This is a genomic window from Chelatococcus sp. HY11 (genome assembly GCF_018398335.1).
Classification (GTDB): Bacteria; Pseudomonadota; Alphaproteobacteria; order Rhizobiales; family Beijerinckiaceae; genus Chelatococcus.
Window position 1 is genome coordinate 2,700,379 of record NZ_JAHBRX010000001.1, and the last position, 13,137, is coordinate 2,713,515.

At 65.2% G+C, this 13,137-nt stretch carries 9 protein-coding genes; 7 read left to right on the top strand and 2 right to left on the bottom strand.

Going from position 1 to position 13,137, the window contains the following annotated elements; translation table 11 throughout:
- Positions 1-64: 64 nt before the first annotated feature.
- From polA to KIO74_RS12395, 5 genes are all read left to right on the top strand, one after another.
- Entirely contained in the window at positions 65-3,112 is a 3,048-nt protein-coding gene (gene polA, locus KIO74_RS12375; RefSeq protein WP_213332263.1) for a DNA polymerase I, read from the top strand.
- A 60-nt stretch (positions 3,113-3,172) separates the two neighbouring features.
- A complete protein-coding gene (locus tag KIO74_RS12380) occupies positions 3,173-4,573 on the top strand; it encodes an MBOAT family O-acyltransferase (protein WP_213332264.1) in 1,401 nt (466 codons plus the stop codon).
- A gap of 14 nt (positions 4,574-4,587) precedes the next feature.
- Entirely contained in the window at positions 4,588-5,769 is a 1,182-nt protein-coding gene (locus KIO74_RS12385; protein WP_213332265.1) for an alginate O-acetyltransferase AlgX-related protein, read from the top strand.
- 108 nt (positions 5,770-5,877) lie between these two features.
- Positions 5,878-6,435, top strand: coding sequence for a LemA family protein (locus tag KIO74_RS12390; protein ID WP_213332266.1), 558 nt, complete (start codon positions 5,878-5,880; stop codon positions 6,433-6,435).
- Positions 6,436-6,471: 36 nt separating this feature from the next.
- Positions 6,472-7,659 carry a M48 family metallopeptidase gene (locus KIO74_RS12395; protein ID WP_213332267.1) on the top strand — a complete coding sequence of 396 codons (1,188 nt, stop codon included), beginning with the start codon at positions 6,472-6,474 and terminating at the stop codon, positions 7,657-7,659.
- A 248-nt stretch (positions 7,660-7,907) separates the two neighbouring features.
- On the opposite strand, the gene KIO74_RS12400 is transcribed toward KIO74_RS12395, so the two are convergent.
- Positions 7,908-8,981: an acyltransferase family protein gene (locus tag KIO74_RS12400; protein WP_249730962.1), complete on the bottom strand. Its 1,074-nt coding sequence runs from the start codon at positions 8,979-8,981 to the stop codon at positions 7,908-7,910.
- A gap of 299 nt (positions 8,982-9,280) precedes the next feature.
- On the opposite strand from KIO74_RS12400, the gene KIO74_RS12405 reads away from it, so the two are divergent.
- Positions 9,281-9,724, top strand: a complete 444-nt coding sequence (locus KIO74_RS12405; protein ID WP_249730963.1) for an endonuclease domain-containing protein — start codon at positions 9,281-9,283, stop codon at positions 9,722-9,724.
- Positions 9,725-9,824: 100 nt separating this feature from the next.
- On the opposite strand, the gene ilvD is transcribed toward KIO74_RS12405, so the two are convergent.
- Positions 9,825-11,681 carry a dihydroxy-acid dehydratase gene (gene ilvD / locus KIO74_RS12410; RefSeq protein ID WP_213332269.1) on the bottom strand — a complete coding sequence of 619 codons (1,857 nt, stop codon included), beginning with the start codon at positions 11,679-11,681 and terminating at the stop codon, positions 9,825-9,827.
- A 298-nt stretch (positions 11,682-11,979) separates the two neighbouring features.
- Between ilvD and KIO74_RS12415 the strand changes: the two genes are divergently transcribed.
- Positions 11,980-13,077, top strand: a complete 1,098-nt coding sequence (locus tag KIO74_RS12415; protein WP_213332271.1) for a lysylphosphatidylglycerol synthase domain-containing protein — start codon at positions 11,980-11,982, stop codon at positions 13,075-13,077.
- Positions 13,078-13,137 lie beyond the last annotated feature (60 nt).

Genomic DNA, 13,137 nt, shown 5'->3' on the forward strand with positions numbered 1-13,137 from the left:
GCGGCACGGTCCGCCTTGCCGAAGCGTATGGTGTGAAAGGCCGCATTGCGGTATCCCTCAGGGCATGAGCGATGCAGCCCCTCTGAAGCCCGGTGACCACGTCTTTCTGGTCGACGGCTCCTCCTTCGTGTTCCGCGCCTATTTCCAGTCCATGAACCAGGACAGGAAATACAACTATCGTTCCGATGGCCTGCCCACGGGCGCGGTCCGGCTGTTCTGCACGAAACTGTTCCAGTTCGTGCGCGAAGGCGCCGTCGGCACGAAGCCGACCCATCTCGCCATCATCTTCGACAAATCGGAGCAGTCTTTCCGCAAGGAGCTCTATCCGCTCTACAAGGCGAACCGCTCGGAACCGCCCGAAGACCTCGTCCCGCAATTTCCACTGATGCGGGAAGCCGTGCGGGCCTTCGGCCTGAAGCCCGTGGAGCAGGACCGCTACGAGGCGGATGACCTCATCGCGACCTACGCCAAGCAAGCGACCGCCGCTGGTGCCGACGTACTCATCATTTCCGCCGACAAGGACCTGATGCAGCTGATCGGGCCCCGCGTCGCCATGTACGACCCGGCATCCGGCACACAATCCAAGGGCAGCTTCCGCCCCGAGCGGCGGATCGGCCTCGACGAGGTCGTGGACTATTTCGGGGTCACGCCGGACAAGGTCGTCGATGTCCAGTCGCTGGCCGGCGATTCGACCGACAACGTCCCCGGCGCGCCCGGCATCGGCATCAAGACCGCCGCCCAACTCATCAGCGAATACGGAGGCCTGGATGAGCTTCTGGCCCGGGCAGGCGAGATCAAGCAGCCGAAGCGGCGCGAGACGCTGACCAATCCGGAGATCGTCGAGAAGATCCTCATATCCCGGCAGCTCGTCTCCCTGGTCGATGACGTCGCGGTTGAGACGCCGCTGACCGATCTCGGCCTCGTCGAGCCGGACGCCGCACCCCTCGTCTCGTTCCTGAAGGCGCTGGAATTCACCACCATCACGAAGCGTGTGTCCGAGCTCTACGGCGTCGACGCGGCCGAAATCGAACCGGACGTGAGGCTCGCCGTCGGAAAAGGCTCGATCTGGAGCGGGGCCGGGGCCGGCGAAGCGACTGACAACACGGGCGCGGGCGCCTCCGGAAGCACGTCGCCGGCGGCGACCGTGGTCGCGCCGTCGAGCGCCGCCCCCACGCCCCGACAGGGCGAGGCCGGGCTGGCGACCCCCGCCGATCTCGCCGCCAAACGCGCGGGTGAGGCGCTGGCCACGCCGGTCAACCGCGACGCCTACGAAACTGTCACGACGCTTGAACGCCTTGACCATTGGATCGCAATGGCGCGCGAGGCCGGCCGCGTGGCGATCGACACGGAGACGACCTCGCTCGATGCCATGCAGGCCGATCTCGTCGGGATCTCGCTTTCGGTCACGCCGGGCGAGGCCTGCTACATTCCCTTGCAGCACAAGGCCGAGGGCGGCGACGGGCTGTTCGGTGGCGGGCTTCTGCCGGGGCAGATCGCCGTCGCCGAAGCCATTGCCCGGCTGAAGCCGCTGCTTGAGGGCCGGGACGTCCTCAAGATCGGGCAGAACCTCAAGTATGACTGGCTGATCTTCAGCCGGCACGGCATCACGATCAGCGCTTATGACGACACGATGCTGATGTCCTACGCGCTGGACGCCGGGCGATCCGGGATCGCGGGCCACGGGCTCGATGCCCTGTCCGAGAAATTCATCGGCCATACGCCGCTCACCTTCGGCGATGTCGCGGGCAAAGGCCGCAACGCCGTCACCTTCGACCGGGTGGCGATCGACAGGGCGACCGCCTATGCGGCGGAGGACGCGGATGTTGCGCTCCGGCTCTGGCAGGTGTTCAAGGCGCGTCTCGTCGCGGAAGGCAAGACGACTGTCTACGAAACGCTGGAGCGCCCGCTTCTAGGCGTGCTCGCCCGCATGGAAGGGCGTGGCATCGCCATCGATCGCCAGATCCTGTCACGGCTCTCGGGCAGTTTCGCCCAGACGCTGGCCCGTCTGGAAGAGGAGATCTACGAGCTTGCCGGCGGGCGCTTCACCATCGGCTCGCCCAAGCAGCTCGGCGACATCCTTTTCGGCAAGATGGGGCTGCCCGGCGCCAAGAAAACAGCGACGGGACAGTGGAGCACAGGCGCCAGCGTTCTCGAGGATCTCGCCGCCGAAGGGCATGCCCTGCCCGTGAAAATTCTCGAATGGCGCCAGCTCGCCAAGCTGAAGTCCACCTATACGGACGCCCTCCCCGGTTATGTGAACCCGCAGACACAGCGCGTGCACACGTCCTATTCGCTGGCGGCGACCACGACGGGACGGCTGTCATCGTCCGAGCCGAACCTGCAAAATATTCCCGTGCGCACGGAGGAAGGGCGCAAGATCCGCACCGCCTTCGTCGCGACGCCGGGCATGAAGCTGATCTCGGCCGACTACAGCCAGATCGAGCTGCGCCTGCTTGCCCATATCGCCGACATACCGCAGTTGCGCAAAGCCTTCTCGGACGGCATCGACATCCACGCGATGACCGCCTCCGAGATGTTCGGCGTGCCGGTGGCCGGCATGGACCCGATGATCAGGCGCCGGGCCAAGGCCATCAATTTCGGCATCATCTACGGCATCTCGGCCTTTGGCCTCGCCAACCAGCTCAGCATCCCGCGCGAGGAAGCGGGCGCCTATATCCGCAAATATTTCGAGCGCTTCCCCGGGATTCGGGACTACATGGACCAGACCAAGGCGTTCTGCCGCGAGAACGGCTATGTCACGACCATCTTCGGCCGGGTCTGCCATTACCCCGACATCAAATCCTCGAACCCGTCGCAACGCGCTTTCGTGGAGCGCCAGGCGATCAACGCGCCACTCCAGGGCTCTGCCTCGGACATCATCCGCCGCGCGATGGCCCGCATGGAAAAGGCGCTCGCGGAGGCCGGGTTGTCCGCCCGCATGCTGCTGCAGGTGCACGACGAGCTGGTGTTCGAGGTGCCGGACGCCGAGGTCGACGCCACACTGCCGCTCATCCAGGGCGTGATGGAACAGGCGCCCTTGCCGGCGGTGGCGCTCAAGGTGCCGCTGCATGTGGATGCGCGCGCGGCGTCGAACTGGGAAGAGGCGCATTGATGGCGCCTCCGGCACCCACTCAGCCGGCCCGCTAGGCGGGCCGGCCCGACGACGCGCATCATGCCCTTCAACTCGCCGGTCTTTCTCTTCCTCTTCATTCCGCTGGTGATCGCGCTCAACGCCGCCTTGCCGGCGGGCTGGCGCAATGGCTTCCTCGTCGTCGCCAGCATCTTCTTCTACGCGTGGGGCGAGCCGGTCTTCGCACTGGTGGCGATCGCCTCCAGCCTCATCGACATGGTTTTCGCCGAGGCGATCGTCCGCAGCCGCGCGCCCCGCCTGCGCAAGCTCTGGCTCACGATCGGCGTCGCGACCAATCTCGGGCTGCTGATCTACTGCAAATACACGGGCTTTCTCTTCGACAACCTGCATGCGCTGCTGGTGACGATGGACGTGCCCCGGCCGGAGGTGATCCTGCCGCTTGGGATCTCGTTCATCGTGTTCGAGAAGATCACCTATCTCGTGGATGTCTATCGCGGCGTCTGCGGCACGGCGCGCTCGATCCGCGACTATCTCCTGTTCGTCTTCCTGTTTCCCAAGCTGCTGGCCGGCCCGATCCTCAAGTTCCACGAGATGAAGGGCCAGATCGAGCATCACCGGGTCACGCTCAATGATCTGGAGGAAGGCGCCTTCCGCTTCCTGCAGGGCCTCGCCAAGAAAGTTCTCATCGCCGATCAGGTCGCGGTTCTCGCCGACCAGATCTTCGCCATGCCGACGAACGAGCTCGGCTTCGCGACTGCCTGGCTCGGTGCGCTCGCCTTCACGGTGCAGATCTATTTCGACTTCTCCGGCTACACGGACATGGCGATCGGGCTCGCCCGCATGCTGGGCTTCCGCCTGCGCGAGAACTTCAACCAGCCCTATCTGGCGGTGGGCTTCGCCGATTTCTGGCGGCGCTGGCACATCTCGCTGTCCACCTTCATCCGCGACTATCTCTACGTGCCGCTCGGCGGCAACCGCGTGCCGCCCTGGCGCGTCTATCTCAATCTCTGGGTCTGTTTCCTCGCGTCCGGCCTGTGGCACGGGGCGAGTTGGACATTCGTGATCTGGGGCGCCTTCCACGGACTGTTCGTCTCGGCGGATCATTTCGGCATGAAGCGCATATGGCCCTTGCTGCCGCGCGTGGCTGGCATCGCGATCACATTCCTTCTCGTCGTCATCGGCTGGGTGCTGTTCCGCTCCGTCAGCCTCGCGCAGGCGGGAGGCTTCCTGGCCGCGATGGCGACCCCTTGGGTGGATGGCGCCGCGCCCTTACCGCGCGTGCAACTGGACACCGCCTTGTGCCTCGCGGCCGGCCTCATGCTGTCCTTCCTGCCGCTCGGCGCCATGCAGCATCTCGGGCGCCGCGTTCTGGCGCGTGCCCTTCCGGTCGCGCAACAGCTCGTGATGCTCTGTTTCGCCATCTGGGCCTTCGGCCGGGTCTTTACGGAGACGTTCAAGCCGTTCATCTATTTTCGGTTCTGACAGCGGAGAGGCGCTTGAAGTCGATTGCCCGCCACTGGTTTCTGCTCGCGGTCGCCCTACTGGTGCTGGCGCCGGCCGCGGCCATGGTGGCGCGGGCTATCCCGCTGAAGGGACCACAGCGCTTCTCCATCGCCAAACTGGCCGGCGTCACGCCCGAGCTGCCGCCGATCGAACCGAGCCTCGCCACGCTGCGCTCAGGCGCGCTGCAAGCCAGCGTCGCGGCCGCCCTCGCGGAGCGCATGGGCCAGCCCCGCGAATTCTTCATCCGCGCGAACAACGGCGTCGCCTATGCGCTCGGCCGCAGCACGGTGCCGAGCATCGTCATCGGCCGAGACCGGATGCTCTATGAAACCACCTATATCGACGACTGGTGCGGGCGGGGCACGCCGATCGACGCGGAGGCACAGGCCGCGCGCATCGCCCGTATCGCCGCGGCGGTTCGGCGGGCTGGGAAGACCTTCGTCTTCATCATCAGCCCAAGCAAGGTCGCGCTTTATCCGGACGGCCTCCCCGAGCCGTGCACGCCCGCGGCCAGCCGCGATTATGACCGGCTCCGCGCCGCGCTTGCCCATCATGACGTGCGGGTGATCGATGGGCATGAGCTCGCGAAGGCGGCGAAAGCCGCGCAGGACCTGCCTGTCTTCAACCGCGACGGCATCCACTGGAACGACCTGAGCGTCTATCCAGCCATCCGCGACACATTCGCGATGCTCGGGGAACAGCTCGACAGTCCGCCGCGCCAGCTCACGCTGAGCCATGTGGACGTCGACAGCTGGCCCTTTGACGACGAGGATGACCTCGCGCGCCTCCTCAACCTGCCGATGACACTCCCGGTCTACCCCTCGCCGCACGGACGTTTTACCACCGCGGCGGAGGGGACGCCGGCCCGGCTCGTGGTGGTGGGATCGAGCTTCATGTGGCAGTTCCTGCGCATCCTGGCGATGAACGGGGCGCTCGGCGACAGCAAATTCTATTTCTATTTCAGCCGCATCGTTGATTTCCGCGACGGCGGCATCTTCGAGTCCAAGGTGCCGTTCCAAGCCGCCTCCGACCTGCCCGGCAGCCTCCCGAAGGCGGACGCCGTGATTCTCGAAGCCAATGAAACAGCGCTCGGCTCACCGCATATCGAGGCTTTCGAGAACGCGCTCGCGACGGTGACCGGCGAAGGCGCGAACGGCCGCCTGCCGGATCCCTGAACGCGCGTTCATCGCAGCGCGAGCGTGTCTTTCACCGCTTTCCCACCGCCACAGAAAATGCCATAAGAATCTGAGACATAGCTGAGCTTGGACATAGGGAGCAGGCTTATGAGCTGGGTGATCCTCGCCATTATCGCCGGTTTGGTGATCTATGGCATTACGACCTACAACGGCCTCGTCGGGCTCCGGCAGCGCGTCAACCAGGCTTTCGCCGACATCGACGTCCAGCTGAAGCAACGCCACGATCTCATCCCGAATCTTGTCGAGACGGTGAAGGGTTACGCCCAGCACGAGAGCGCCACGTTCGAGGCGGTGGTCGAGGCGCGCAACAAGGCCATCGCAGCGCAGGGCCCGCAGCAGCAGGCGGCCGCCGAGCAGCAGCTCTCCGGTGCGCTCGGCCGCCTCATCGCGCTTGGCGAGGCTTATCCAGATCTCAAGGCAAGCGCCAATTTCCAGCAGCTCCAGAACGACCTGTCCGACGTCGAGAACAAGCTGGCCTCGGCGCGGCGCTTCTTCAACAACGCCGTCAGCGAATACAACGCCTCGATCCAGGCCTTCCCGGCCGTTCTCTTCGCGCCGCAGATGGGCTTCACGCCACGCGAGTTCTTCGATGTCGGACCCGAGGCCCGGCAGACGCTGGATGTCGTGCCCACCGTCAAGTTCTGACACCACTCCGCCGGGTCGCATTCAGGGCCGCGCCTTATGCAAGCCTTCGGCCTCTACACCCACATCCGGGCGAACAGGATCCGCTCCGGCTTCCTCATCGCCGGCCTGTTCCTGCTCGTTTATGTGATGGTTTTCGCGGGGGCGCTGATCGTCGAGGCCTTCGCCTATGACGAACCTCCGCTCGAGGTCATGCTGGCGCGCGCCTTCAACGATCTCGTCGTGGCCTTTCCCTGGGCGACGGTCGCCGCGCTCGTCTGGCTGTTCATCGCCTATCAGTTCAACCGGGGGCTGATCGCGCTCGCGACCGGCGCGCATGCCGTGACGCGCCAGCAGGAGCCGAAGCTCTATCAGCTTCTGGAGAACCTCTGCATCTCGCGCGGCCTGACCATGCCGCGGCTCTACATCATGGAAAGCCCCGTTCTCAATGCCTTTGCCTCGGGCATGAACGAGAAGCAATATACGGTGACCGTGACGCGCGGCCTGATGGAAGCGCTCGACGACCAGGAGCTGGAAGCCGTGCTGGCGCATGAGCTGACCCATATCCGCAACGGCGACGTGCGCCTCATGGTGGTCGCGGTGGTCATCGCCGGCGTCATCTCCTTCTTCGGTGAGCTGCTGTTTCGCGGCCTCACGCGCATGTCCTTCGGATCGGCGCGCCCACGCATGCCGCGCAGTTCCTCCAACGGGGACCGCAAGGGCGGCGGAGGCGCGGCCTTTGCCGCCATCCTGATCGCGCTTGCCCTGATCGCCCTGTCCTGGCTGCTCTCCCAGGTCATCCGCTTCGCGCTGTCACGCTCGCGCGAGTATCTCGCCGATGCCGGCGCCGTGGAGCTCACCAAGAACCCGGATGCGATGATCTCCGCGCTGCTCAAGATCGAGGGGCGGGGCGAACTGCCGAGCGCGCCCTCGGCTGTGATGGAGATGTGTATCGACAACCCGCGCTCGGGTTTCACGGATCTCTTCGCGACCCATCCCTCGATCGCGTCGCGCGTCGACCGGCTCGTGCGCTTCGGTGGCGGCCGCATGCCGGAGCTGCCGCCGCCCGCCGATCCCGCTGACGGCGGCACGGACGCGAATTCCGAACCCCATGCCGGCCCGTGGGGCACCGCTTTGCCGGACAGTGCCTCGCAGCAGCCCGCGCCCGGGCGAGCCTCTTCCCAATCCCAGGGCTCTATTCCACGAGGCCCCTGGGGGCCTCTTTTCCCGCCCGGCGGCGGACGCTAAGAGCCGGCGCGTTGATCCCTCCCTGAAGGGGAGGGTGGCCTCGCGCCAGCGAGGTCGGGTGGGGCCACGCGACCGGAGACGGCGCTATCCTGGCCGGCACGGGTTGCCATCTCCCAGTCAGTTTCGCGTCGGGTGGACCCCACCCGGCGCCTGCGGCGCCACCCTCCCCTGAGGGGCGGGATCACGCGTCGCGACCGAATTGAGGGCTGTAGCCGAAAGCGCATTCCGTTTTTTCGCCGGTTGGCACGCTATTCGGCTGGCGAGAGCACAGGCTTCGGCCCGAGACGGAAGGCCGCCGGCCGCACAAAGAGGAAGTTGAGCCAGGTTCCACTGATGATGCGCGCGACGATCAGCGGGGTGACGACCGCGGCGGCGGTGACAAGGAATGCGCCCCAGCCGACGCCGATGACATCGAGCGCGCCCGACTTCATCAAGAGGACGCGTGTCACGGCCATCGGGAGGAAGAAGGCGAGGTAGATCACGATGGAATTCTCGCCGCAATAGCGCAGCACTTCCCCCTTGCCCACCGAGACGAGCAAAGACGCCACGGTGATGATGGCGGCTGAGCCCGCGATGCCGAGGATGAGGCTCAGGACCGGCAGGCTGGCGAAGGTCGGCAATCCCTCGACCGGGCTCGCGCTGAAGGCGAAGAAACCGTTGACGAGCGCCCAGACGGCAAGGCCGCCGACAGCAGCCAGACGGTGCTTCGGCACCTGCGCGGCGAAGCGGAAGATCATCGGCGCGCAGAGATAGCCGACGAGGAAATAAACCCAGCGCTCGCAGAACTCGTCGATGACCGTCCAGCCTGTCGCGACGGGTGCGATCTCGAGCGCCGCGGCGACCGCCACGAGGAGAATGCCCGGCACGCCTTTCAGCAGCTTGGTGACGATCGACAGAACCGCGAGCAGGTAGACGAACCAGAGCGTCCCCAGCGGCTCGATGAAGCCCAGCAGGAACAGCCGGACGAATTCGACCGGGTTGCCCTCGGCCATGCCCCAGCCCTTCATGCCGAACTGGATGACGTACCAGAGCACATAGAAATAGACGAAATGCAGCACCCGCTTGTCGCCGTAGCTGCGCCAGTCACGGTCGATGACCCGCGCGAGGAACAGACCCGAAAGCAGGAAGAAGTCCGGCATGCGGAAGGGCCGCGCGAACACGACGATGGTGTTCATGAAGCCTTCGCGGCCGACGGCATATTCGAGCCCGAGCGTCGAATGCATCATCACGACGAGAATGATGCAGATGCCCTTGGCGATGTCGACCCAGGCAACGCGGCCCGGCGCCGGCACGGTTCCACTATGTCCATTCAAGCCAGCCAAGGCAGCCTCCGTGATACAGGACAGTTCCAGCTTGGCACAGGCCGGTTAAGGGAACCGCTGCATGGTGCCGCTGAAACTCACGGGAGCAAGAGACGTGCCGGTTGGGAAGGATGCCTTTACGACGAGGTTCTCCCTCTGTCACGTCCCCTCACCCCGGCCCTCTCCCCGCCGGGGAGAGGGAGAGCGGCTGGCATCGTTCGCCTTAGAGCAAATGGTAGCCGCCACGAGGACAGCCGTCTAACCTCTCCCCGGCGGGGAGAGGTCGCGCCGAAGGCGCGGGTGAGGGGGGAGATCCATCGATGCGAAAGGCGATTGTCCGCGCGCGGCAACTGCGCGCAAACCAGACCACGCCCGAGGAAAAACTCTGGCATGTCCTGCGTCACCGCAAGCTGAATGGCCGTAAATTTCGCCGCCAGCATCCCATCGACCGCTTCATCGTGGATTTTCCCCGCATCGAGGCGAAGCTCGTCGTCGAAGTGGATGGCGCAACGCATTCAACCGCCGCGGAGACGCTCTACGATCGAAACCGCGAGGCCATTCTGACGGCCGCCGGTTTTATGAGGTCCTGCGGATCGGCAATGCGGACATCTATGAGAGCATGGAGTTTGTCCGCGAAACCATTCTCGCCGCTCTGGAGCGTCGGGGAACGTGGTAACCCCTCACCCGCGCCTGCGGCGCGACCTCTCCCACCGGGAGAGGTTCAAGGTGGCGCTTCACCGGGAAGTTTCAGCACCCCACGGTAGATCGTTGGCGTCCCTTCTCCCCGCCGGGGAGAAGGACAGGATGAGGGGAGAACGACCGATAAAGCCCCTCTCCCCCGGCGGGAAGAGGTGAAGGGCGGCGTCAGCCGCGCTTGAACGAGCTCACGTCGCGGACGGCGCCGCGGGCAGCGCTGGTGGCGAAGGCCGCATAGGCCTTGAGAGCCGTCGTGACGTTGCGCTTGCGCGGAGCCGCCGGGTGCCAGCCGGCTGCGCCCTTCGCGTCCATCGCGCGACGCCGATGCGCGAGGTCCTCATCGGAGACAGCGAGGTGGATGCGACGGTTCGGGATGTCGATGTCGATGATGTCGCCATCCTCGACAAGCCCGATGGTGCCGCCTTCCGCAGCCTCCGGCGAGACATGGCCGATCGACAGGCCGGATGAACCACCCGAGAAGCGACCGTCCGTCACGAGAGCGCAGGCCTTGCCGAGGCCCTTGGACTTCAGGTAGCTCGTGGGGTAGAGCATCTCCTGCATGCCGGGTCCGCCGCGCGGCCCTTCGTAGCGGATGAGCACGATGTCGCCGGCCTTGATCTTGCCGCCGAGAATGCCTTCGACCGCCGCGTCCTGGCTCTCGAAGATGCGCGCGGGACCGGAGAACTTCAGGATCGACTCGTCCACGCCGGCCGTCTTCACGATGCATCCATCCTCGGCGAGATTGCCGTAGAGCACCGCGAGACCGCCATCCTTGGAATAGGCGTGCTCGGCGTTGCGAATGACGCCCTTCTCACGGTCGGTGTCGAGATCCTCCCAACGGCTCGCCTGGCTGAAGGCGACCTGCGTCGGGACGCCGCCGGGCGCGGCCCGGTAGAAATCGCGCACCGTCTCGCTCTCGGTCCGCACCACGTCCCAGCGGTCAAGCGCGTCGGACAAGGTCGGCGTGTGCACGGTCGGCAGCTCGGTATGAATGAGGCCCGCGCGGTCAAGTTCGCCGAGGATCGCCATGATGCCGCCGGCGCGATGCACGTCTTCCATGTGCACGTTGGCGACAGCCGGCGCGACCTTGCACAGGCAGGGCACGCGCCGTGACAGCCTGTCGATATCGTTCATCGTGAAATCGACTTCGCCCTCGTGGGCGGCAGCGAGCAGGTGGAGCACCGTATTCGTCGAGCCGCCCATGGCGATGTCGAGCGTCATGGCGTTCTCGAAGGCCTTGAAGCTCGCGATGGAGCGCGGCAACACCGTGGCATCGTCCTGCTCGTAGTAGCGACGGGCGAGATCGACGATCAGATGCCCGGCCTCCACGAACAGGCGCTCACGGTCGGCATGGGTGGCAAGGGTCGAACCGTTGCCGGGCAGTGCGAGACCGAGCGCTTCGGTCAGGCAGTTCATCGAATTGGCGGTGAACATGCCGGAGCAGGAGCCGCAGGTCGGGCAAGCCGAGCGCTCGATGATCTTGACGTCCTCATCGGACACGTTGTCGTCGGCTGCCGCGATCATGGCATCGACGAGATCGAGCGCCTTCTTCTTGCCGCCGAGCAAAACCTTGCCGGCCTCCATCGGCCCGCCGGACACGAAAACGACCGGGATATTGATGCGCAAGGCGGCCATCAGCATGCCGGGGGTGATCTTGTCACAGTTGGAAATGCACACCATCGCGTCGGCGCAGTGCGCATTGACCATATATTCGACGGAATCCGCGATGATCTCTCGCGACGGCAGGCTGTAAAGCATGCCGTCATGGCCCATGGCGATGCCGTCGTCGACGGCGATCGTGTTGAACTCCTTGGCGACACCGCCCGCCTTCTCGATCTCGCGGGCGACGAGTTGGCCAAGATCCTTGAGGTGTACATGGCCCGGCACGAACTGGGTGAACGAATTCACGACGGCAATGATCGGCTTGCCGAAATCCGAATCCTTCATGCCTGTGGCGCGCCACAGGCCACGCGCGCCGGCCATGTTGCGGCCGTGAGTCGTAGTGCGAGAACGATAGCTTGGCATAACGCAGTGTCCTTGGGCGCCCTTTCACACGACAGACAGTTGCCGGGCGACGGGCGAATTATAGAGCAATTCCACTTCTCTTTAGCGCATTGCCGCAAGCTGCGCATCCCTTGCGGTGTGCCGCAGCGACATAGCCGCCCTGCCACGAACGGGACCGAGCCATGCACAGCCCCGCTTGCGATCCGCGTCGCCCACCATCATAACGTGCGCGATCAGGCTGGTCCTGAGCCCCCGGCGGAGCGCTTGGACACCTCGGCCGCGAGAACGGGTAGCTGGGACACAAACGCAGCAAGAGTGCATGCACGATAACGACGCTGAACCAGTGGCGGCCCCAGGCCAGGCATCGCCCACGAAGCGCGCTGCAGACGCGGACGCCGCCAGTCGCAATGTGCCAGTGGCGACCGCGGCTCGCGACAGGGAAACGGCGTCGGACCGGCGCAGAAGACGGCTTTCGATTATCGGCACCGTCCTCAGCGCGGCGCTGTTCCTAGGCTCCTTCGTTGTCCTGTGGCGCATCGTCGGCGACATCGACCTCGATGAGCTGTCGACGGCCTTCCGTTCGGCCAGCCAGCGGCAGATCACGATCGCGATACTCCTCACCGCCGTGAGCTACGCGCTGCTCACGGGCTACGACTACGTGGCCCTTAAACAGCTCGGCGAGCGCATCCCTTATCGCATAACCGCCTTTGCCTCTTTCACGAGCTACGCCATCTCGTTCACCCTCGGCTTTCCCCTGGTGACGGGGGGCACCGTGCGCTACTGGGTCTATTCGCCCCACGGCATCAAGGCCGCGAAGATCGCGAGCCTCACCGTCATCGCGGGCATCACGTTCTGGCTCGGCATGAGCGTCGTCCTGTCCTGGAGTCTCGTGCGCCACGCGGCTGAGGTTTCGGTTCTCGCGAAGACTGGCCTCAGTCTCACCCAGCTGGCTGGCGTCGCGGGCTTCGCCGCGCTCGCGGCCTATTTCATCTGGGTCACCCTGAAGCACCCCGTGGTGAATGTGCGCGGATGGCGGCTGGAATTGCCGCGAGCGAGGCTCTCGTTCATCCAGATGCTGATCGGTGCCGGCGATGTCTGCGCCGCAGCCGGCGTGCTCTTCGTGCTGCTTCCCGGGGGGCACGGGCTCAACTACGAGACTTTCCTCGCGGTCTATGTCGTAGCGTGCATGCTCGGCATCGCGAGCCATGCGCCCGGCGGCATCGGTGTTTTCGAGGCAACCATCCTGATCGCGCTCGATCGTCTGCCCACGGGGGGCGTTCTTGGCGCGCTCCTTCTGTTCCGACTGCTCTATTATCTGGTGCCGTTCGTCATCGCGCTGACAATGCTCTTCATTCATGAGGCACGCCGGCGCGTCAAACGCGCCAACGGCAAGGCTGCAAAACCGAATTCCCAGTGAAACTGTCACAAATCTCGCCAATAATAGATTATTTCCGTCCTGCTTCGTACGCGGGCGGAG

Bases quoted from the DNA above. Each gene is read 5' to 3' on its own strand.
- KIO74_RS12380 (WP_213332264.1), top strand. From the start codon at position 3,173: ATGCCCTTCAACTCGCCGGTCTTTCTCTTCCTCTTCATTCCGCTGGTG.
- KIO74_RS12415 (WP_213332271.1), top strand. From the start codon at position 11,980: ATGCACGATAACGACGCTGAACCAGTGGCGGCCCCAGGCCAGGCATCG.
- KIO74_RS12405 (WP_249730963.1), top strand. From the start codon at position 9,281: ATGCGAAAGGCGATTGTCCGCGCGCGGCAACTGCGCGCAAACCAGACC.
- KIO74_RS12390 (WP_213332266.1), top strand. From the start codon at position 5,878: ATGAGCTGGGTGATCCTCGCCATTATCGCCGGTTTGGTGATCTATGGC.
- ilvD (WP_213332269.1), bottom strand. From the start codon at position 11,681: ATGCCAAGCTATCGTTCTCGCACTACGACTCACGGCCGCAACATGGCC.
- KIO74_RS12395 (WP_213332267.1), top strand. From the start codon at position 6,472: ATGCAAGCCTTCGGCCTCTACACCCACATCCGGGCGAACAGGATCCGC.
- polA (WP_213332263.1), top strand. From the start codon at position 65: ATGAGCGATGCAGCCCCTCTGAAGCCCGGTGACCACGTCTTTCTGGTC.